The 21,703-nt window shown below is 60.4% G+C and carries 19 protein-coding genes; 10 read left to right on the forward strand and 9 right to left on the reverse strand.

The features are described from left to right. Positions 1-19: 19 nt before the first annotated feature. Complete coding sequence (locus ACM0PB_RS14545) at positions 20-607, reverse strand: biliverdin-producing heme oxygenase (RefSeq protein ID WP_172412153.1); 588 nt, start codon at positions 605-607, stop codon at positions 20-22. Positions 608-734: 127 nt separating this feature from the next. On the opposite strand from ACM0PB_RS14545, the gene ACM0PB_RS14550 reads away from it, so the two are divergent. Next, positions 735-1,028, forward strand: a complete 294-nt coding sequence (locus tag ACM0PB_RS14550; protein WP_151354712.1) for a hypothetical protein — start codon at positions 735-737, stop codon at positions 1,026-1,028. Between the two features lie 16 nt (positions 1,029-1,044). On the opposite strand, the gene ACM0PB_RS14555 is transcribed toward ACM0PB_RS14550, so the two are convergent. Together ACM0PB_RS14555 and ACM0PB_RS14560 are read right to left on the reverse strand one after the other, a co-directional pair. Continuing rightward, positions 1,045-1,530 (reverse strand): TspO/MBR family protein, encoded by a 486-nt coding sequence (locus tag ACM0PB_RS14555; protein WP_414604397.1) that lies wholly within the window; start codon positions 1,528-1,530, stop codon positions 1,045-1,047. 73 nt (positions 1,531-1,603) lie between these two features. Beyond that, entirely contained in the window at positions 1,604-3,799 is a 2,196-nt protein-coding gene (locus tag ACM0PB_RS14560; protein WP_414604398.1) for an AsmA family protein, read from the reverse strand. 133 nt (positions 3,800-3,932) lie between these two features. On the opposite strand from ACM0PB_RS14560, the gene ACM0PB_RS14565 reads away from it, so the two are divergent. The 6 genes from ACM0PB_RS14565 to ACM0PB_RS14590 all read left to right on the forward strand — a co-directional run bounded on the left by ACM0PB_RS14565 (position 3,933) and on the right by ACM0PB_RS14590 (position 12,540). Next, entirely contained in the window at positions 3,933-4,412 is a 480-nt protein-coding gene (locus ACM0PB_RS14565) for a GNAT family N-acetyltransferase (protein WP_414604399.1), read from the forward strand. 1,401 nt (positions 4,413-5,813) lie between these two features. After that, complete coding sequence (locus tag ACM0PB_RS14570) at positions 5,814-6,947, forward strand: TnsB C-terminal domain-containing protein (protein ID WP_414604400.1); 1,134 nt, start codon at positions 5,814-5,816, stop codon at positions 6,945-6,947. A gap of 26 nt (positions 6,948-6,973) precedes the next feature. Continuing rightward, complete coding sequence (locus ACM0PB_RS14575; protein WP_414604460.1) at positions 6,974-7,810, forward strand: TniB family NTP-binding protein; 837 nt, start codon at positions 6,974-6,976, stop codon at positions 7,808-7,810. A 1,806-nt stretch (positions 7,811-9,616) separates the two neighbouring features. Beyond that, the gene (locus tag ACM0PB_RS14580; protein ID WP_414604461.1) at positions 9,617-9,847 is read left to right on the forward strand and encodes a helix-turn-helix domain-containing protein; all 231 of its coding nucleotides are present in this window, start codon (positions 9,617-9,619) and stop codon (positions 9,845-9,847) included. 639 nt (positions 9,848-10,486) lie between these two features. Further along, positions 10,487-11,380, forward strand: coding sequence for a helix-turn-helix transcriptional regulator (locus ACM0PB_RS14585; protein WP_414604401.1), 894 nt, complete (start codon positions 10,487-10,489; stop codon positions 11,378-11,380). A 191-nt stretch (positions 11,381-11,571) separates the two neighbouring features. Further along, complete coding sequence (locus tag ACM0PB_RS14590) at positions 11,572-12,540, forward strand: IS5 family transposase (RefSeq protein ID WP_065179837.1); 969 nt, start codon at positions 11,572-11,574, stop codon at positions 12,538-12,540. Between the two features lie 126 nt (positions 12,541-12,666). Here ACM0PB_RS14590 and ACM0PB_RS14595 read toward each other — a convergent pair whose 3' ends face one another. Next, positions 12,667-13,677: a zinc-dependent alcohol dehydrogenase family protein gene (locus ACM0PB_RS14595; RefSeq protein WP_414604402.1), complete on the reverse strand. Its 1,011-nt coding sequence runs from the start codon at positions 13,675-13,677 to the stop codon at positions 12,667-12,669. A 100-nt stretch (positions 13,678-13,777) separates the two neighbouring features. Here ACM0PB_RS14595 and ACM0PB_RS14600 point away from each other — a divergent pair, with 100 nt between their 5' ends. Continuing rightward, positions 13,778-14,650, forward strand: a complete 873-nt coding sequence (locus tag ACM0PB_RS14600; protein ID WP_414604403.1) for a LysR family transcriptional regulator — start codon at positions 13,778-13,780, stop codon at positions 14,648-14,650. Between the two features lie 131 nt (positions 14,651-14,781). Here ACM0PB_RS14600 and ACM0PB_RS14605 read toward each other — a convergent pair whose 3' ends face one another. From ACM0PB_RS14605 to ACM0PB_RS14625, 5 genes are read right to left on the reverse strand one after another with little or no spacing between them, the layout of a single operon-like run. Beyond that, positions 14,782-15,738 carry a quinone oxidoreductase family protein gene (locus tag ACM0PB_RS14605; RefSeq protein WP_414604404.1) on the reverse strand — a complete coding sequence of 319 codons (957 nt, stop codon included), beginning with the start codon at positions 15,736-15,738 and terminating at the stop codon, positions 14,782-14,784. A 27-nt stretch (positions 15,739-15,765) separates the two neighbouring features. Next, the gene (locus ACM0PB_RS14610; RefSeq protein ID WP_414604405.1) at positions 15,766-16,848 is read right to left on the reverse strand and encodes a Gfo/Idh/MocA family protein; all 1,083 of its coding nucleotides are present in this window, start codon (positions 16,846-16,848) and stop codon (positions 15,766-15,768) included. A gap of 4 nt (positions 16,849-16,852) precedes the next feature. Further along, the gene (locus ACM0PB_RS14615; RefSeq protein WP_414604406.1) at positions 16,853-17,290 is read right to left on the reverse strand and encodes a nuclear transport factor 2 family protein; all 438 of its coding nucleotides are present in this window, start codon (positions 17,288-17,290) and stop codon (positions 16,853-16,855) included. Positions 17,291-17,311: 21 nt separating this feature from the next. Continuing rightward, positions 17,312-18,298 carry a dicarboxylate transporter/tellurite-resistance protein TehA gene (gene tehA, locus ACM0PB_RS14620; RefSeq protein ID WP_414604407.1) on the reverse strand — a complete coding sequence of 329 codons (987 nt, stop codon included), beginning with the start codon at positions 18,296-18,298 and terminating at the stop codon, positions 17,312-17,314. An 11-nt stretch (positions 18,299-18,309) separates the two neighbouring features. Next, a complete protein-coding gene (locus ACM0PB_RS14625; RefSeq protein ID WP_414604408.1) occupies positions 18,310-19,263 on the reverse strand; it encodes an SDR family NAD(P)-dependent oxidoreductase in 954 nt (317 codons plus the stop codon). Between the two features lie 308 nt (positions 19,264-19,571). On the opposite strand from ACM0PB_RS14625, the gene ACM0PB_RS14630 reads away from it, so the two are divergent. After that, the gene (locus tag ACM0PB_RS14630; protein WP_414604409.1) at positions 19,572-20,390 is read left to right on the forward strand and encodes a helix-turn-helix domain-containing protein; all 819 of its coding nucleotides are present in this window, start codon (positions 19,572-19,574) and stop codon (positions 20,388-20,390) included. 465 nt (positions 20,391-20,855) lie between these two features. After that, positions 20,856-21,680, forward strand: a complete 825-nt coding sequence (locus tag ACM0PB_RS14635; RefSeq protein ID WP_414604462.1) for an alpha/beta fold hydrolase — start codon at positions 20,856-20,858, stop codon at positions 21,678-21,680. Positions 21,681-21,703: the final 23 nt, after the last annotated feature.

The raw sequence follows: 21,703 nt of genomic DNA on the forward strand, positions 1-21,703 counted from the left end.
CGTGAATGTGAAGGGGCTTTCATTCAAACCTGAATTCTTCATCTACGCAGCGACGGATGAACTGGAAGGCGTCTGTCGCGCCCCTGCATGCCTGTGCGCGCTCCTGGCCACTTAGAACGAGCGCATCCAGTTCCTCCCGCTCGCGTCTCCAGTACTCGGCCACACCGAGCTCGGAAGGACGCAGGTGGCGCGCCCCGTACCCGGCATGAAGCTGCAACGCAGCGGCCATCTTCAACAGCACGGACGCTCCCAGCGTCGAGCCCTCCGCCACGTAGCGCCAGCCCAGAACGGTCGCTTTCGAGAATGCTTGAGGCTGCGGTTGCCAGGCATGGGGTACCGGCATGGAAGCGCCGAGGTCGCGAAGATCCTCCTCGATCAGCGGCAAGCGGGTCGCGCCCGGATCCTGCATCCGGTACAGCGGCGCAACGGCGCTATGGAAGTGCCATTGCACGCGCAGGAAGCAGAGGTAACGCTGGCGCGACGCGAAGATGTGTTGCTGCAACAGGTGCTGGTCGAGGCGATCGTGGGCCGCTCGGGTGTGCGCTTTCAGGGCGGCGCTGAGGGCAATGGGGTGATCGGGTTGTGCTGGCAATGTGGATGTAGGCATCGGCGCGCACCCTAGCAGATTTCGATGCAGAGACCGGTGCAGGTTTCGCGGCCAGCACATCTGCGCTGCACGCCAGCTAGACAGCGGCTGCCCTACGGTGACTGCAATTCCAACAGATGCCACGCCCGTGAACCTGCAGACCGAACCCGCGCCCCAGTACCGCATGCTCCCTGACAGCTGCCAATTTGAATTGCTGGATGTGGATGCACTGCAGGATCCAGCCAGTGGCCGGCTGCTGCACCTGTACTCGCTGGTAGCGCGTTGCCTTTCCTGCGAGACGATCTTCAAGGCAGAAGAAGGGCAGGGCCTGGTCAGCCATACTGCAGCGCGAGTGGTGCGGTGCCCCACCGGTTGCGGGCAGCAGGCGTTCAAGCCGGCCCTGCTGCGGACCTGGTGCCCACAGGCCGTGGCCCAGGCCTGAACGCTGGATCCGCGTGTCACAGCAGCCCTGGATTGGCCCGCCAGACGGCGAAGTTGAGCGCCGAGGCGAACAGGATCCAGGCGAGATAGGGAAGCAGCAGCACTGCCGCGGCCGGGCGGGTACGCGCAAACGCGACGATCGTCGCGCACACCAACACGATCAATACGAGAACGTCGGCGAAGGCAAGCGCGCCCAGCTTCCAGCCGAAGAACAGCCAGCTCCACAGTGCGTTGACGGCCAGCTGCACCAGATAGAGCAGCAGCGCGGGTCGTGCCCCGCGCCAGCCACGTTCGCGCCAGACCAGCCACGCGGCAACCGCCATCATGGCGTAGAGCAGCGTCCACACCGGACCAAAGACGCTGGCCGGTGGCGCCCATGCCGGAAGCGTGAGGGTAGCGTAGAAGCTTGCCGCGGACGTGGACGCCCATGCCCCCAGCGTGGCCGCGACGAAAGTGATTGCCACCCATCCCAGAAATCCGGAAACCTGTGAACTCCGCTTCATAGCGTGCAGCTCCCTGATGCTTGTGCTGCCTGTCTACGCACAGGGGCAGCGAACGGATGCAGGTTGCTGGCCTTCAATCTGAAGAACCGACGGCACCCGCTCCCTGGCTCGCTGGCAGCAGGGAAGGTCGCTGGTCAAACCACTCCCTTGCTTTCGCCAGGTGCCATTGGCGCTGGTCACCGTCCAGCTCGATGCCCGCACCCAGCAGCCCCCAGCGCAGGTAGAGATCACCGCGCTTGCGCTGGTCGAGCAGATCCAGCCGCGCGCGTACCGAAAGCCGATCGTTCTCGGCCTGCAGTCCATCGATGATCAGATGGCCCGGGCGCCAGCGCAGCGTTGCCCGTGCCTGCACCTGGCCGGAATCCAACAGCGACAGGGTCCAGCGCGGGTAGTCGGTACGCTCTGCGAACAGTGCAAGCAACGGGCGGGCATCGCTGAGATCCAGATCCGTGGTGGCATCGACCTGGAAGGGCGACTGCGCGTCGATGCGGCCACGCTTGAAGGCCACGCGGCCTTTCCATGGGCTTGTTTGCTCTGTATCCGCCACCTGCACATTGCGCAGCTCGACGGTGGTGCCGGACAGATCGAAATGACGCTGATTGAAGTCACCGCGGCGCAGCGTTGCCTTCACGTCGACGTCGCCGCCCATGTCCAGCCCTGCCACCTTGGCGCTGGCATTGCGCCCAAGCAGCCGGGCAGTGCCGTGGCCGACGCGTCCATCGGTGTCGAGCGTGGCATCGCCGCTCAGGCTGCCGGTGCCACGGAGCAGCCGCACCTGCGGCGAGCCCATATAACGGTTGTAGGCGGCCAGGTCGGGAATCGTTGCTTGGCTGAAGCGCAGGTGCGCGCGGACACCCTTGCGCAGCTCCTGCAGGCGACCATCACCGGTCAGGTCCAGGGCCAGATCACGGCCGTCGAACAGGCGCACGTCCTTGGCATCGGTTGGCCGAGCAGTGAATCGTGGCAGCCGGACAGCCAGCTGTGCCTGGCTGGGGCTGCCGGCCTTCAGTTCGCCATGGGCGCTGGCCGTGCCGGCCAGGCGTACGCCGGCGACTTCGGCCACGGCTTCGGCGGCCGGAATGTCCACGGTGCTGCCTTCGATCAGTTCGCCGTTGCGCACGCGCAGGTCCGCCTTCAGCGTGCCGCCGCCGTCCAGCTGCAGCCACGGCTTGCGAACGAACAGGGCAGGGATCCAGTTGAGCGAAGTGAACGTCCATTCGCCGCGCACGGTACCAGAGCTGCGTTCCAGCAGCTGGGCGGGCTGCTGGAAGGGGATGTCCCGGCCACGGACGTGCAGATCCGCATCCACTTCACTGCCTGAGCCGGGTTTGGGCGGCAGGCGGGCCTGCAGGCGCAGGTCGTTCGACACATTGAGCTGCAGGGCCAGCACGCCGCGATCGGGGGCACCATCACCCAGGTAGAGCGGCACCTGCCAGATTGCGCGGTCCCCGGGCTGCAGCTGGCCGTCGATCAGGTGCAGCGCCAGCTGCAGGCGTCCGGGTACGGGCGCGCTGGAGATCTTCGGCGTTGTGGCATCCGTATCCATGCGCAGGCCCTGGCTGCGGGCGTCGACCTCGAGCTGGGCATGCAGCAGCTTCAACTTGGCCAGACCGGGCGCCTGGTCCCGATAGTGGCGCGGATAGCTGAAGCGCGCGGTGAGATCCATGTCGCCCAACAGCTGCACGCCGTCAAAACTGGTGTCCGCATCGCTGAACGCCACCTCGGATTCGAAGAGCTCCGACGGCCCGCCGCGCAGCTGCTTGAGGAAGCCCACCGTACCCCGGCCCTTGCCAATGATCAGCAACTTGCCAAAGCGTGCGCTGCGGATGCTGTCGCTGTGGATGGCGTCGAAACGGAGCGTCCAGCCGCGGTCGCTGCGCGGCGGTGGCGGGATGGCTTCTTCGACGCGGCTGATCTCGGCGGAAACCCCCGTCGCCTGCAAGCGCGGAACCCGTACCTCGCGCTGGAACAGGGGCAGTACCGCCAACCGGGCGCTGGCGCGCTCGGCATGCAGCACGTAGACCGTGTGGTTCACGTGGCCGCGCATGTGCACGTTCCAGGCGATGACATGGCCGGGCAGCAGCGTGATGGCCGGGCCGGTGGTCATCACGAACTTGTGCGGCTTGCGGTTGGTGACCTGATCGAACAGCGGGGTATTGAGGAAGATGTTGCCGGCCAGCAGGTACAGCAGGTAGATGCCCAGCAGGACGTAGGCGGGAACGCGCCACCGTCGAAGCCGGTGCGAGATGTGCACGGAAACAGGAGGCATCTACTGCTCTGAGGGCTGAAATTCCCACAACTATTGCGGAGCCGATGGCGGTGGCGCGTGAAGCAGCCATGGGGCAGGGGCTGGATTCTGGTAGTGTCCGGCCTGGTCACCACCACAGATCTGTAGGAGACGCATGGAGATCCGGCCCGCCCGTGCAGGCGATTTCGACGCGATGTGGGGCATGTTCAAGGCGGCCATTGCGGCGCAGGATGCGCTGCCCTTTGCCGGCTCTTTTGGAGTCGAAACGTTTCGCGCGCATTGGTTCCAGGCCCAGGCACCTCATGTAGCTATGCTGGAGGGCCGAGTTGTGGGCATGTACAAGATGGGCCCGAATTTCCCCGACCTTGGGGCGCATGTGGCCAGCGCCACGTATGTGGTGGATGCGCCGGCACAAGGGCAAGGTGTGGGCCGGGCCCTGGTGGAACACAGTCTGGAGCGGGCGAGGGCGGAAGGATTCCTGGCCATGCAGTTCAATTACGTGGTCAGTACCAATGGGCCGGCCGTGGCGCTGTACCGTAAGCTGGGGTTCGAGGTGGTGGGAACGCTACCGAAGGCGTTCCGGCATGGGACGCTGGGCTTGGTGGATGTCTTTGTGATGCACAGGTTCCTGTGATGCGATGCGTTGGTCGCACGTGGATAGCGTGACGCGTCACGACCAGTGAGTGGCTACGGCTGGGGTGCCAGAACGCGCTCCTGAGGCCTCGGTCGTTGGTGCCGAATCGGCGAAAGCGCTCTTGCCAGGCTGGCGTGCAGCCACGGCAAGATCAGCGGCAAAACTACGCCCGCAAAGCCGTCTTTACCCGCCACTGTCAGATCCGCAAGATCCTTTGCCATTCCTGCAGAGGTTGAGGGAAGCCCAAAGTGCGGTTGTCAGCGTTCCTAAATCCTGCCCGAAAACATGAGCCTGTACAATCAATGGCTTACGAGGAACTTCTCCTCTCAAGCATTCATTGCAGCAATGGGCGGGCGTCCCAGTGACACGATCTTAGGTCAGATCTCGCGGTAGTGACACAAACTTCGCTCGCTGAAAAAGTGAACGATTTTTCAGCAAAACTTAGTATAAAAACTATATTATTCAATTGCTTGCATTGCCCGAATGATCAGTCCGTGCTATCACCTCTGAACCTTTGACGTCGGGGTTCATAGCATGGCGTGATTCGGCAGCCGTCTTGGCTGAAACGCAGAATGGCCCGGGTGGCAGCCCGAGCCATTCCAAAAAATAGGTTTTTAGTTCCTATGCCGCTCAGCCTCCCACTTTGCTCTCCCGTCGTCAAGAGGGATGGACAGCTGCTGTCTTCTGCCAGAGGACAGTTCAATGACAGCGCCAAGAAGAACGAAAAATGTTGCCCCGGATCTGAAGATCAGAAAGGGCCTAGTGGTTGTATGTGAGGGGCGAGCAGTCACAGTGGTGAGCGTTCACGGGGAAGGCCGAATTCACCTAAAGGTGAACGGCACCTCCGAGTTCTTGTGGGCGGACGCCAGCATGATCTCTCCCTTTGTCGCAGACTCCCGACAACGCTCTGTGCGAGCGTCGGTTGATGCCGATCCTGACGCGGAAATTCAATCACAGAGGTGGTGCGACGCTCTTGCGAGCCTTCTAGTTAAGCATCCGGGCAGAGTCCCAAGTGCAGGGTGCGCGGAACTTGCACATGAGATGGGGGTGAGTGCGCGCACCGTAAGGCGGAGGCTTAAAGCCCACCTTCGAAATCCGATCCCCGCATCACAGTTGAACTGCCTGCCTGGCCCGCTCCCCGGCAGTCGTCGGCTTGCACCCGTTATTGAAAGCTTGATTGATAGAGCAATTGAGGAGGTCTACCTATCGCGAGAGAAGCGCCCGGTGGCTGCTGTGGTGCGTCGCCTGGGCAGTCTGGCAGCAGAAGCTGGAGTCGTTGCGCCTGGAAGAAGAGCGGTTCTTGCGCGCATCGCTCTACGTGATCCACTGGCTGTGGCCAAGAAGCGGTTAGGTAGTCACGAGGGAATGGCACGCCAAGCACCTTCAGTCAATGGACTGAGGGTGACCAGGGCCCTAGAGGCGGTACAGATCGATCACGCCCTCGTCGACCTAATCGTGGTCTCCGGTGTAACCAGAAAGCCAGTTGGTCGACCATGGATCACGGTTGCAATTGATGTCTACACGAGGTGCATCCTAGGGTACTACCTGAGCTTCGATACACCGAATCAGACGTCAGTGGCCCATACGCTCGAACATGCCTTTTTCCCGAAAGGTGCATGGATGAAGAAGTTGGGCGTCGACGTCTCCTATCCCATGTTTGGGAAGGCCGAGTGCATTCATTGGGATAACGCGAAGACGTTTCAAGCGAAGGGTGTGAAGGCACAGTGCGAGCGATATGGAATTCGCATCCAGGAGAGGCCAGTGCGTAGTCCGCACTATGGTGCTTATGTGGAGCGCGTGATAGGGACCATGATGGGGGCGGTTCATTTGTTGCCAGGGACGACGTTCTCGAACGTGAAAGCGCGTGGCGACTACTCCTCCGAGAAGCGTGCAGCAATGTCTCTCAACGACCTGGAGAGGTGGCTTGCGGAAGAAATTGCTGGGCACTATCACAATAGACCCCACCGGGGTCTGGGAGGGGGGACGCCTGCGGCTGCGTGGGAAGATGCTTGGAAGGGAAGGGGAGGGGAGAATTTGATCCCTCCCATCATCGGAGACCGAAGGGGTTTCTTGCTAGCTTTCTTTCCATCTGTAACGAGGCGGGTTGGACGAGACGGCGTAGTGGTGAATGGGCTTCGCTATTGGGATCCTTGCCTCGCTCCCCTCATCAATGATCGACAGGACCACCAGATCCACTTCAGCCAACGCGACCTGAGCAAGGTGTACCTGAGGCAGGGGGATGGCTTTATCGATGTTCCTCTGCTCGACAGATCACAAGGCGCGTTCTCTCTATGGGAAATGCGAGAGGCTCGATCTGAGATGAGGGCCAAAGGAAGGGCGGCATTTGAAGAGGCTGAGGTTTTTGAGGCGATAGAACGCCAGAGAGCGATCGTCGTGGAGGCAGAGAAATCATCTAAGGCAGCAAGAAAGAAGATTGCGAGGATGCCACTGGCGCCCCAAAGCGCTGAGAAGCCTCAAGTGGATTACGCGCGCGGCGTGTCTCCTTTCAGCTGGGATGACGGGGTGGTCGAATGAACGGCCCCGAGGTCAATCAGACAACGATGACTCAAGATCCTAGCGAGAGAGGGTTGGGGCTAGTTCACTCGTTTCGTTTTATACCCCACCCGGCTGCGGTTACTTATCTGAAGCTTGCAAGTCATCTCCGTAGGCATGAGGCCGGTAGGGATCGACCCAAGTGTGTCCACCTCGCCGCGGGGCCGGGTGCAGGAAAGACTCGGCTTCAGGTGCACTATTTGGAGCAAGTCGCGCCGCTTGCACATGAGTCCCCTGCAAGGCAGAGGGAGGTGATTTATGTAGAGGCGCCCTATGACGGTCACCACAGCAAGTTGGCACGGTCAATCATCGATGCATGCTTGCCAGGGGGCTATGTCGTGCGCAGGCCATCCCTGCTATGTGAAACTGCCCTGACCTTGTTGTCAGGGTGCGGAGTTCGTCAGATTCTTATCGACGAGGCAGGGAACCTTCTCAACGCTGGTAGATCAACACAGCAGCAAGCTTTGGCTTTTATCAAAGCGATCTCGAATAGAGGGGTGACCATCTCGATTGCCTCAACCATGAACCTAGTCAACGTGCTGGCGGCAGACGAGCAACTGCAATCGCGATTCACACGTGTGGAAATTCCACTCTGGACTGAGTCCCAGACGTTTCGCTCGTTTCTTGCTAGTGTCGAAGCAGAGCTAGGTCTGCCTCAGCCCTCCGGACTGGATGATCAGGCGACTGTGCGCTGGATGGTCTCGCGTGGATGCTGCTCAACTTCAAAAGTGCTCGAGGTGCTATCTGCAGCCAGGAGACTGGCGGAGGCAGAGCGGCTGCCCCGTATAGACGTACCCCTTCTAGAGCGAGCACTTGGACACGGATTTGTGGGCGAGGGTGCATAGAATGGACATCACGGATCTTCCAGTATTTGCCAGCGTCTACCCCGGTGAAAGTGTTCGCTCTTGGCTGGATGCAACCCGAAGCTGTCTAGGATTAGGTGAGGAGGACTGGTGGGACTGGTGCTCCTGCGATCCTGACGAGCCGGAGAGGCCTCTAGGCCGGAGAGCGTGGCGCGGACTTCCGCCTGGGCTGGGATCGGTTGAGGTTATACCTGTAGATTTTCGAATCGGCCCTAGATTGCGTGTACTACGATGCACTTCTTGTAAGGTAATGGAGCCTTGGGGGGAGCGGTCTCCGGTGGCAGCTGCGTGGCTTGATGTGAGAACTATCTGTTGCGAGGAGCATGGCTTGCTGCTCGGAGACAGCTCACCTTGGGCGCAAGTGAGCATCCATGAGTATGATGAATTACTGCGTTGGCATCTGTGGCTCAAAGAGTGGCGGGTTGATGGATGCATTAGCCAGATTGAGAGGCACTTCAGGCGCGATCTCCTGCTTGCTGGCGCCCGCAACTGGGGACCAGGTCGTGGCCCGATTGCTAGTGCGGAAGCTGACTGGGATCTGCGACAGAGGGGGTGGTTGAAAGGCCCGCCTGGTCGCCGCCATGAGCCTGGTGGGCCTTGCAGGGTGGGTTCGCTTGAAAGGGCGGATCGTCTCTCCGCGCTCTTTGCTGCCTGGAGGGCGTGGCTCGCAATTCGGGGGGAGCTCGCCGCAGCGCTTCCGCACTGGCCCCTTAGCGCCTGGGTGTGGCTTGAGCGCCGTTGGCGAAATCGAGGGCGCTGCGAGTATGGAAAACAACTCTCCGGAGTGGTCGACACCCTGTCCCGTCGACGCGAGGCGTCGCGGAGGCATCCTTCATCTTCATCCGTTCGAAGGTGATGTGATGATGCACGACTTCGTCGGTGGCTGCAGGTGGCCGAGAGGTCCGGGAGCGCGGCTCCAGTACGCGCTCCCGATCGGCGCCAAGTCGCTAAGAAATAGCTGCACCATCAAGGGCGAGCCGCGATGTTGGGGTGGCGCGAAGCAGTAGTTCGAGGAGTTGTTGGACTGAGGGCTATCGCTATGCAGCAGCCATCGACTTCGGCGTCTAAGCTCGTCTTGTAGCGCCTGCCCTGCTGAGGCTTGATTCAAGCCGCTGCGCAGAAGTGCTGCAGACGCACCTCTTACGGCGTACCAAGCGAGATAGCGACGACGCCCGAGCGAATGCTCTGCCCATAGCTCGCCGAGCGCGCTACCACTTGCTAGCTCGATCGGCAGATCAAGGTGGTGCTGCGCTAGCAGGTGCAGCAGGTACTCGAATGATTCGGCATCTACCAAGGAGCGCCATAAAGCTGAGCACTCCACCTGCCAGCTATCGCGTGACTGATAGGCAGATATCGCACGCTGAAGAGCGACGCATAGCTGATCGCCGGTAAAGCCGACTGAATGGCTGTACTACCAGCACCATGGCCCAAGTAGAGATCTTCGCGCCGTCCGGCTGCCTTCGGTGGCGGCGGAGAAGGCCATTGCCTCTTCTAGTTCACGAAATAGGCGCGAGCTTAGGCGATCAGACGGTGAAACACGGAGTGCCCTAGAGGTAGACCGTTCAAATGCCCACCAGGCCAGCAGGCGCGACAGGCTTAGATTCGCCGGAATTCTCGGCAAGCTCGCTGGGTCCGGCTTCGCTTTGGGTCGTGGCATGGAGGCGCTCGATATGGCGTCCGATACGAGGCTACATGATTTTCGTGTATTCGGTGCCCAGTCATAGATTCCTTGGTCGCTTCTGGAAGGCGGCCATGGGCTCAAAGACGATCTACACGCAGGCTTACCGAATGCTAGTGCACCAGTTGCGCTCGCGCCGGGAGGCATTGCACCTGACCCAGACCGAAGTGGCGGCGCGGTTGGGCTGGCCACAGCAGCGGCTTTCGGCAGTCGAAGCGGGTGCGCGGCGATTGGACGTAGTCGAATTCATCGAGCTGACCACTCATCTCGGGCTCGCTCCGAGCTCCCTCATTGAAGACTTGGGTCGAGCAGTGGGAGTCGGCAATTCCGAATCACCTTGACGCGTGGCCCTGTAATTGGCGGCCGGGACGTCTGCAGCTTGATAATGTCCTGAATTGATTCAGGTTCAATCCGAGTCGGCACATCCTACGACGATACTTGCCTAGGGCGTTAGAGATTGCACGCGATTCTTCGGCTGCCGGCGGCTTCTATCCAGGCCAATGATGTCGGCGTCACGCCGTCACGGCTGCCGGCTTCTGAGGCTATCAGTGCCTGGATGTGCCGACCCAACCGGCATTCATTCTCTTAATGGCCAATGCCAAGAACCAGGGGCGGCGATACCCATGGTCACATTGCCTCGCAACCAAACATCATGGGCCGGCTTCGCTTGGGCGGTCTCTGCATCTATCGCGTCCAAGTGAGTGCGGTAGGTTATTTTGGAACTGTAGTGCTGGTTGCTTGGCTGCGGAAATGCGAGTCAAGTGGAGGGTCTGACCACGCCGATTAGTGATCGTTATCGGGGGTAGGGCGAGATGCCCAGCGAGCATCGGCTCCGAGCGCCCTGCTTGACGGGCCGGCCATCGCGCCGCCGATCCCAGTCAAGCTTTTGGGGTATTGACAGGTTACCGCCAAGGCAAGACACTCAGCGTACGCGAGGAGGCGTGGTACACCATCCAAGTGTCGGATTGACGGGTATCCCCATGAGCACGCGCGCTCTTGCTGACACCAACGAGGAAGTTACCCGAATCGCGGGCGGTCAAGCTCTGCCTCTCGCAGAGCGAGTATTCCGGGGCCAGACCCGTATCACCGGAATTTGGACGCACGGAGCCTACTCCGTTGACGTGGCTCCGATGGAACAGCATATCGTTGCGGCCATCCACGGGGGTAGTGGGGTGTCCGCCTCCAGAATCGACGGCGTGAGAAGCCAAGCCAGGATACGCGGCGGCACTTACACCATCTTGCCACGAGGGCATTACGGTCCTTGGGAAATTACGGGAGGGCAGACCGTCTCTAACGTTTTCCTCGGGCACGGCCGCCTCTTGGGCTTCGCCGAACAGTTAGCGGAAGGTCGATCATTTGAATTGTTGGACCAGGTGCAGGGGGACAATCCGCGATTGTTCGCGATCATGGATCTTTTACGCCATGAGGCGGCCGCTCCGGGACCTTACGGTGAACTCTACGTCGAGCAGGCGCTGGATCTTCTCTGCTTAGAGTTGCTCCGAACCCACTCCACCTTGTGTGCTCCTTCAGCTCAGCGCCAGCATGGCCTCGCAGCCTGGCAGGTTAAGAGGGTCCTCGCCTACATGCGTGAACACCAAGGCGTGGAGGTTTCGCTCCAAGAGCTCGCTGAGCTTGTGCACATGAGCAGGTACCATTTTTGCGCAGCGTTTCGTAACGCGACCGGCTTGACGCCATTTGCCTACCTGACTCAGTTACGCATGGAGACTGCTTATGACTTGTTGCGCAATAGTCCGCTGACAATTGCCGACATAGCGCTTGCAGTCGGTTATGGCAATGCGGCGGCTTTCTCGACCGCCTTCAGGCGCTGTTGCGGACTTTCGCCGCGACAATATCGGTCTGGGAACTATCACTAGGGCCTCGCCAGCTCCGCCGGGTCTCGCTGCTTTTAGCATATTGGTCACGGCCAGCATCTGTTACTAGGTGGACTGCGCGAAGCCATGTATTTTTTCTGCGTCGCCTAGGGATGCTCTGAACAACTCCCCGGTAGTGCCGGCCGCTGGCCGGCCGCTTGATAGACAATAGCGGCACATACCGAGGAGCATCCATGCAGCTGACATTCGGCGACGCCGAGGGCTTGGGCAAGCGCAAACAGACCCGCCGGGAAATCTTCCTCGGCGAGATGGAGCAGGTCGTTCCGTGGAAGTCTCTACTGGCGCTGATCGAGCCGCATTACCCGCGGCCGGGCCGTGTGGGTCGGCAGCCATACTCGATGGAGACGATGCTGCGCGTCCACCTGCTGCAGCAGTGGTATGCACTGAGCGATCCAGGCATGGAAGAGGCTTTGCATGAGATCGCTTCGATGCGGCTGTTCGCCCGGCTCAGCGGGCTCGATGCAATCCCGGATGAGACCACGATCCTGAACTTCCGTCGTCTTCTTGAGAAGCACGGTCTGGCGGCAAAGATGCTCGAAGCGGTGAACGCGCACCTGGCCCGCAAGGGCCAGAGCCTGCGCGCGGGCACGATCGTGGATGCGACGATCATTCACGCGCCCAGCTCGACCAAGAATGCCGACAAAGCGCGCGACCGGCAAATGCACCAGACCCGCAAGGGAAATCAGTGGTACTTCGGCATGAAGGCGCACATCGGCGTGGATGAATTCTCCGGTCTGGTGCACCACGTGACGTGCACTGCCGCCAATGTAGGCGACGTGACGGTCACCCATGAGCTGCTGCACGGCAAGGAAGACTGCGTGTTCGGCGACAGCGGCTACACCGGCGTGGAAAAGCGCACTGAACTGTCCGGCTGCAGCGCCACGTTTTTCATCGCCGCCAAGCGCTCGAAGGTCCAAGCCATTGGCAACGCGCGTGAGCGCAGACAGGTTGAGCGCTGGGAGAGCTGCAAGGCCAGTGTGCGCGCGAAGGTCGAGCATCCGTTCCGGGTGATCAAGCGGCAGTTCGGCTACACCAAGGTGCGCTATCGCGGCCTGGCCAAGAACACCGCACAGGTGCTCACCCTGTTCGCGCTGTCCAACCTGTGGATGGTGCGCCGGCAGCTGTTGCCGGCACGGGGGTAACTCCGTCTGGAGGTGCCCGCAAGGGCACTTCCAAAGCGGAAAACATGGCAATGGGCCCCGTCTGATGGCCCCGGATGACTCCGGTGCTGATAACCCACGACTCAGCAAGGATTGATCAGACCATCCCTAGTGGACGTCTACTACCACCTTTCCTTGGGCATCTCCCGACTCGAGGAACTGATACGCCTCTTCGGCGGCGCTCAAGCCGAATACGTGAGGGTCAAGCCGAATAGTGAGTTTGCCCTCGTTGGCTAGACGCTCAGCCTCCTTCATGATGTAGCCATGATGCGCCCGGTCACGGCCTGTTATGAGGGGAAGCAAAGTGAATACACCGGAGTAGGTGGCCGCGCGAAAGGAGAGGGGAGCGAGAGAGTGCGTACCCCAACCCAAAGCACTCACCACGTGTCCGTGGTAGCGGCGCGCTGCCCGGAAGGAGTCGTCCAACGTCGTGCCACCGACGGTATCAAAGATGATGTCAAAACCTTCGCCACCCGTGTGATGGGTCACATAGTCATCGACCGTCTGTGCGCGATAATCGATGAAGGTCGCGCCCAGACTCTCAATGTAGTTCCGTTGGGTGTCATTGCCAGTCGCGAACACTTGCGCGCCGAATGCGTGGGCAATCTGGACGGCCACGTGTCCCACACCCCCTGCGCCGCCATGAATCAGGACACGCTGCCCGGATTTCACCCCCGCACGATCGACCAGCCCTTCCCACGCGGTGATGAAGACCAGGGGGATTGCGGCGGCCTCGCGGGCGGAGAAGGAACTGGGCGCGTTTGCCAAAAGGGCGGCGTCTACGATGGCGAACTGGGCCAGCGCGCCCTGTACCCCGCCTACCCCTCCGGTCATGCCAAACACGGTGTCGCCGGGGGCGAAGGTGGTCACGTCTTCGGCGATCGCCTCGACCGTGCCGGCCAGATCGATCCCCAAGACCGCGGGCAGGGGGTGTTGTGCGTGCGACGCCCTTCCCGCGCGAATCTTTGTGTCCAGCGGATTCAGGCCCGCGGCTGCCACGCGTACCTTGACGTGGCCCGGACTCAGCTCGGGAATGGGCACATCTGTGAGCTGCAAGGGTTCGCCATCATTGACCAGGAGGGCGGCTTTCATCGTGATGGGGGAGAAATGCGCTTTCATTGGCGTGATCCGTAGTTGAGGAACAGAGGGGAGGGTACTGGCGTATTTTTGTTTTGGTAGACTTAGAATCTAATGCTGCGCATGCAAATTTGAATGAGTCATGGACTGGAGCGATGTTCAGATCTTCCTGGCGGTCGCGCGCACAGGGTCGTTAGGCGGCGCTGCACGCCAGTTGGGCATCACGCAGCCGACCGCAGGCCGGCGGGTGACGGCTTTGGAACAGGCCACGCAGACGCGACTGTTCCAGCGCTCCCATCGGGGTTTGGTACTGACGGAGGAGGGGCTCAAGGTGCTGGCGGCAGCCGAGGCGATGGAGGCGCAAGCCTTGGCGTTTCAGCGTCATCTGCTGGGTGACCCCCACTCGATCGCGGGGTTGCTGCGCATTACCTCGTCTGACTGGTTTGGTTCCCATGTGATCGCCCCTGCAGCAGCAGCATTTTGCCTTCTTCATCCGGGGGTTGAGGTTGAGCTGCTGACGGACAGTCGACTCTATGACCTGACACGGCGTGAGGCGGACCTGGCCTTCCGACTGACCCCATTTACAGTCGACGACATCGTGTCCCGGCGCTTCGTCGAACTCGACTATGGCCTCTTCAGCGCTGTGTCCGGGGACTATCCGGAGCCTCGTCTCATCACTATGGATGCGGCCTTTGAGGATCTGCCCGATGTGCGATGGCTGGTCCAGCATGTGCCGGACGCGAAGATAGTCTTCAGAAGCAATAGCCGGGAAATCCAAGCGCGAGCATGTCAGCAGGGGGTCGGCATGGCCGTCCTGCCCTTGGCTCTGGCTAATAGGTTTCCTGGTCTTCGGCGTATCAGCGTGAAAGAAGAACCGCCTGCACGAACCATCTGGCTCGGCTATCACCAGGACCTTCGTGAGTTGCCGCGACTTCGCTCTCTGATCAGTCATCTGGAGGCTGAGGTTACCGGCCTGCTGGCGAATGCGGGAGCCACTCCCGTTGTCACGAGGTGAGGGAGGTGCCGCGACCCCGTCGGCCAGAGGCCAACTTTCCCTACGACCCGCATTCGACCGAACAACGACACGAGTAGGTGGCTGAGACAGAACAGCCCCAAGCCGCAATGGGTGAACTAGCCCGCCGGGAGTCATGGCAGCAACAACACCTTGCCAGTGGTGCGTCTAGCCTCGAGCTGTGCCAGCGCCTCACCAGCATTATCCAGCGGATAGATCTGTCCGACATGGACGCGGAGTCTGCCGTCTATCACCCATTGAAACAGCTGCTTGCTTCGCAGCTGCAGCAATTCCCACGTGCGGATGTGGTCCAAGAAGACCGCATAGCCGATCTTCACACTACGGGGTAGCGTCACAAGATCGATGTGCCGAAGCCCATCCAAGGCCGTACCGTACCAACACAGTGTCCCGCCGTTCTTCAGACTGGCCAGCGAGTCGGCAAAGGCTTCAGCGCCGGAACCGTCAAAAACTACGTCGACGCCTCGACCCTGGGTCAGCTCCAGCACTCTGTTCGCAAAGCTTCCGGTGTTGTCGACGATGATGTCGCCAGCACCTGAAGCTTCTGCCACGGCCACCTTTCCCGGACTGGAGACTCGGCCAATGACCGTTCCTCCACGAATTCGTACGATCTGAGTTAGCAGCGTGCCGACGCCGCCAGCAGCGGCATGAATGAGCGCGATGTCACCTGTTTGAATTGGATAAAATTCCGTTGCGAAGTGACTGGCGGTCAGACCCTGCATCATGATCGATGCCGCCTCTTGATCGCTGACACCCTCGGGAATGGGGACGAGCGCATCTTCCGGGGCGCATACCCAATCTGCATAGCTGCCCGGCACGAACGCCCAGGCAACCCGCTGTCCGAGACTGACACGCGTTACGCCCTGACCCAAAGCGCGCACTACGCCCGCGCCCTCGACTCCCAGCGTCTTCGGATTAGGGATTTCCCTCAGAAATCTTCCTTCACGAACACCGATGTCCATGAAGTTGACGCCCGCCGCTTTGACTTCAACCGCAACCTCACCCGGCCCCGGGCGACAATTGGGACCCTCACGAAGCGCCAGCGCCTCGTTGCCGCCGTCCCGCATCATCATGATGGATCTCATGGAGCGCCCCCCCCCCTAGTGCCATGAACCGCCCCGTCCCAGGGCGGCTATGAGGGCATGCAAGTCACTCGCGTCTTCAAAAGCGGGCGCGTCTCTCGTGCCCCTGAAGCAATCATTCGCGATGCGAGCATATTGAATTGCGACGTTCTGAGCAGGTGATCCGACGGCCGCATGCATATTGTGTTCGGGTGGAATGTTCAGATCCTCCAGCGGTGCCCCGTTCCTTGCCCCCTGAAGCCTGGTGCCTCCGATACCGACGTAGCCCACGGGGCTTGTTAGAAGCAGATCACCTTCGGTGCCATTCACCTCGACATGGAAGTTCGTCCCTTGACACAAACCTCCTCTGAAGTGGCTCACAAGGGCCGTACCATCGCTCAAACGAGCCGATAGCAGGATCTGGTCAGGCACGGAAAGGGGGACATTACGCCCCGAGTTGCTCAATCTGATCGTGTGACGCGAGTTGCTTAACGTGCAGACGTGATCAACAACGCGCTGACCCAACGCATCCAACAGCCCGTCGAGTGAGTGAGCGAACGGAATCTGCAACATGCCAGCACCATTGGCAGGATCCAATGTGTACTCGAAGCCGTCACTCATCTCATGGCCCCACGCGATGCCGGAGCCGATCATTGTCGCGGACAGGACACGACCCACAAACCCTTCGGAAACCAGAGCTTTCATCGTTCTGAAAGCGGGTGCCGAACGCGTCTGGAGTCCAATGAAGTTCGAAACCCCGGCTTCACGTGCCAGGTCACGCAATGCCTCTGCTTCTGCAAGATTGACCCCCAGAGGCCACTCTGAGAAGACTTTCTTGCCCGCATTGATGGCCTTGCTAATGGCATCAAGGTGCCGGGTCACCTTGACGGTGACGACTACCATGTCCACCTCCGAATCATTGACCAGATCATGCGTGGAGAGATGGTAGGTTGGGATATCAAACTTCTCAGCCGCTGCTTTGGCAACGTCCTCCTGGTGATGAGCGAGGGCCTGCAGCTTGAACTGAGGCAGCGCCTTGAGGGCGGGGATGTGTGCCGAGGACGCCCAACCCTGATCAGGATGAACCCCAATGATCCCGACACGTATCGGATTGAAGGCCATGACGCTAGCTCCTTATGGTGGTTTCAAGGATGGTTCTGCGGAGCTCGATCGACGAGATCTTCCACCCCTCTCCGCGCTCTTCCCAACCCTCGAGATAGTGGCCATAGCCATGTATTGAGGAGGGCTCACCTCGACGCGCATCCGGATAGACGATGTAATCTTCCATCGACCAGATGACCGACGCCGCAAAGGATGACTCAAACGAGAATTCCTCGTTATGCACCTGGTGAATGGATCGCGCGCCAGTTAAGTAGAGCTGTGCCGATTCCGAAAACTCAGCTCCGCCTCTAAAGCTGACCAATGCGTTGCCCTCGACATCGAAAATCGAGATCTTCGCTTCATTTGCGAACAGCGCTTCAAAGCCACGCCAATTCTTGGTATCAAGAAATCGACAGTACTTGGCCTTCGCTGCACGAATGCCGTTGCGATCTTCTGGTTCCATAGCGCACCTCGCTAACGATGCTCATCGTTGTATGGTTGTCATGGCTTTACGGCTATCCGTAAGGTGCGGAGGTAGAAGACGTCTCTGCCACAATCTAACCAACGTCCCTGATAGCAGTAGTGCGATGGTCAGATTGCTGAAAACGAAGATGGGAAGAGCCACTGTCTGAGCGATACCGTCGGGTGCTCGAAGTGCCATTTGCAATGCAGCGACGGAAATGGCAGTAGCCCCAAAGCTGTAGCCCCAGTAGTTGGCGCCGAACGGCTGCTGTAGCACCCAGGGCAGGAGACGGAGGGCGAAAAGGAGCTGGAGCAGCCCGTAACCCCAAAGGCCCGAGACGATGAAGTCCTCAGGGACGGGTGCGTTGGACAGGTAGGCAACGGCAGCGACCACGGGCGGGGCCGTTTGAATGCCCAAGGTCGGGCGCAGACCGGGCGGCAAGGGCGAAGCGATCCATAGCCGCAATAGCAATACGGATTCGATCGCCAGCCAACTCAGGACGCCCATACCCAAGAACAGCTTTCCCCAATCGGTAAGCCCCAGGACGCCCGCTACTATCGAGCTAATGAGGTTGGCCGCTACTGCCGGCAGATAGAGGACCGGAGTTACCGACTCCAAGTTCATGCCCCCGCGCCAGAGGCCCGCAGCACGCCACGTCACGAAGGCGAGCTGGCCGGCCGTTCCCATGACCCAAAGTACGAGTGCAGCGGTGGGCAGGTAAGGAAAGACCACCAACCCCATCAGCGTGGTAGTGGCGGGTACCAATGAGACGAAACAGCACTGGATAGGGTGACTGATCTCGGCCAACGCTTCTTCGGCATCCAACAGCCATTTCATCCCGTACAGGATGACGAGCAGCGCCCAAACCATGGCGCCGAACGCCATCAATGTTTCGGCGATAGCAGCAGGCAACCCCCACAGCCGGGTGGCAGCCCGCCACGCACTGCCAAGCCCCACCAGTCCTAGAACGATGCCGAAGAAGGAAGCAGGGATGATAGGCGGCGACATGACCCATTCGCTCAGAGATCACGCGTGACACGATTAAACCGGTTGAGGCGGTGAAGGCGGGCAAGGGAGTGATCCCAGAGCTCTCGGGCAATTATGGGATCTAACGCGTAGTGCGCGACGCCGGTTAGCTCATCCGTGCGTGATGCCACTTCCATCGCCTCCTGACAGTCCTCGAAATAGCGACCACCCACCTCCTTCAGGAGGGGTGACGCTGCAAGGAGAACCGACGTCGCAGCACCTTGCTCGACGGTCTTTCGCCGGTGAGCGGGCGTGCGCAAGCCACCCGTGTGACGCTGTAGACCTGTGGCGATCGCGCCCGGATGGACCGCGTTGGCGAAGATGGCGCGCTCATGTCCCAACCGGCGCGCCACTTCGACAGCGAGCAGCGAGCAGGCGGTTTTGGACTGCCCGTAAGCCAGAATCGGATCGTAGGGCCGGAACTTGAAATCCGGGTCCTGAAGGATAACCGGACTGAATTGATGCGCGCTCGAGCTCAGGCAGACGACGCGAGCGCCACCTACCTGTGTGAGTGCAGGCAAGAGTCCCAAGGTCAGAGCAAAGTGGCCGAAGTAGTTGATCGCGAATTGGGCCTCCATGTCGTCCGCGTTGCGCTCTAGTGCCGGAAACGCCATCACCCCCGCATTGTTCACCAGCACGTTCAACGGGCCCGTCCAGCGGCTCACGAAATCCAAGATGCTGCGCAGGTCCGCGAGATCCAGCCGCTCGATGCGGAAGGAGCCGGGGCTTCGGACGACAGGCAATGTGTCCACCACGTCTTGGACACGGCTGGGATCGCGAACGGCCAGGACGACGTCAGCACCTGCCTGGTGCAAAGCCCGCACGGTCTCTGCGCCGATCCCCGACGAGGCGCCGGTTACGAGGATACGCTGTCCGGTGAGATCCACGCCCTCAAGTACATCGTGGGCGGTGGACGTAAAGCCGAGTCTGAAGAGATCGGTGGTCATGGAGAGCTCCGCGACGGAGTAGGGCAGCGCGGCATCTTGGTTCTGAACTGGCTGCGCTTCGATGGGGCTAGTATAGGCAGCGCGCTATTCGTCGCGCATTGCGGTCTTTTGCGCCCTTGCGGGTGGCTTTCGCGTCATTGCGATCATGTATTCGACCGGCCGTTTGGTCATTGACGCGACGTGTCTTCTCGGTAGCTTCACGGCGTTGCACACTGACATCTTGGCATGCAAGGCTCCCTATGGCGAACGCTCGGTTAAGTAGCTCTTTGGATGAAGTCACTCGCATCTCGGCGAGTGTCCCCAATGTCTTGGCCGAGATCCTCCAGGGCGAAACCCGGGTTACGGGCCGATGGCAGCACGGTGCCTTCGAGGCATATGTACCTCCGATGCATGAGCATGTGCTTTCCGCGACTTACGAAGGCAGCGGCTGGGCGACCTCTAGCATCGAGGGCAAGACCACGCGTGCGCAGGCCAGAGCGGGGACCATCACCTTCTTGCCCCGAGGCTTTGATGGCACCTACCGATGCACGGCCAATACGACCTCCAACATCTACCTGGGTCACGATCGACTGCAGGGCTGCGCGGATCATCTCGCTGAGGGGCGTTCGTTTGATCTTATGGATCGCATCCATTATCCCGATGAGCGTGCATTTGCGATCATGCGCATGATTGCGGACGAGGCTGATCAGCCAGGCTTGCATTCACGCCTGTTTCTCGAGCAAGCCGTGGACCTGCTGTGTATACAGTTGCTCAGGACGCATACCTCGCTCTCCAGACCCTTACAGAATCGCCAACATGGACTTGCTCCATGGCAAGTCAAACGTGTCACGCAGTACATGCGCGACAACCTGACGCGGGATCTGACCCTACAAGAACTCGCCAATATCCTTGGCATGAGCCGTTTTCATTTTTGTACGGCTTTCAGGAAGGCCACCGGCGCCGCACCTCATGCGCATCTCACCCGCATGCGCATGGAAATGGCGTGCGGCCTCCTGCGAGGAACCCAGCTTCTGATCGGAGACGTCGCAGTGGCTGTGGGCTACGGTTCTATCGCCTCCTTCTCTACAGCCTTCCACAGGTTCACTGGGCTATCCCCTCGGGCGTACAAGAATTTGCGCCGTAACTAGTTTTGTAATTGCGATTATTCACGGCGACACAGTCGTAGCGACCTGCCTAGCAGGTCGGCTTTAGCGCGATTGTGGTCGGATTCTTCGCGATTGCGATCTTGAGTCGGCGATACCCAAAACCATCTTGACGGACGACGCCCCCAGGCGTGTCCTAGTACCGTCGAAGATCTAACCGGCTAAAGCGCCTTCGACCGGATTTCTCGCCGCCCTGATGGATGGCGATCCGATGCCCTGCCTCGCCGACTCTCCGCATCTCCCTGGTGCCTTCGCTCGTCCCCCCTGGAGCTCGCCATGCAGCTAACGCCCCCCCCTCCCCGAGGCCCTGTCGATCTTCGGCGCCGATCTCTCATCGTGACCAGCGGCATCGTCGCGGTCGGCCTGCAGCTCCCGCTCATTGGCTGCAGCCGCCAACCGGCGGCGACGAGCGAAGCACCCGCCAAACCCACAGAACACTGGAGTAAAGCCATGGGCACCTTCACCACCAAAGATGGCACGAACCTCTATTACAAAGACTGGGGCAAGGGCCCCATCATCACTTTCAGTCATGGATGGCCGCTGTCATCGGACAGCTGGGAAGCCCACATGTTCTTCTTTGCCTCACAAGGCTTCCGCTGCATCGCGCACGATCGCAGAGGTCATGGTCGCTCCAGCCAGCCGTCGGATGGCAATGATATGGACACCTATTCCGATGACCTGGCGCAGCTGATGGAGCACTTGAACGTCACTGATGCCACGATGATCGGCTTCTCGACCGGCGGGGGCGAGGTCGCTCGCTATATCGGTAGGCACGGAACCAAGCGCGTCAAGAAGGCCGTATTGATCTCCGCGATTCCCCCGCTGATGCTCAAGACACCGGCCAACCCGAACGGGACGCCGATGGAAGTGTTCGATGGCTTGCGCAAGGCGTTCCTGGCCGACCGTTCTCAGTTCTTCCGCGACGTTCCTTCTGGCCCCTTCTATGGCTTCAACCTGCCCGGCGCGAAGCCACAACAGAGCCTTATCGACTTCTGGTGGCTCCAGGGCATGATGGGTGGTTACAAGAACACCTATGAGTGCATCAAGGTGTTCTCGGAGACCGATCTGACCGAAGACCTTAAGAAGTTCGATGTACCGACGCTTCTGGTGCATGGATCCAAAGACCAGGTCGTGCCGATCATCGCGGCCGCTGAGGCAGCAGCCAAGCTCGTCAAGGACAACAAGCTGCTGGTCTATGAAGGTGCGCCTCATGGCCTGGTCGATACCTATCGTGATCGGCTCCTTGCCGATGTCATGACCTTCATCCGCGGCTGACCCTGTCAGTCGCACGTCCTCGA

The organism is Stenotrophomonas sp. AR029 (genome assembly GCF_047520695.2).
In the GTDB taxonomy this organism is placed as follows: domain Bacteria; phylum Pseudomonadota; class Gammaproteobacteria; order Xanthomonadales; family Xanthomonadaceae; genus Stenotrophomonas; species Stenotrophomonas sepilia.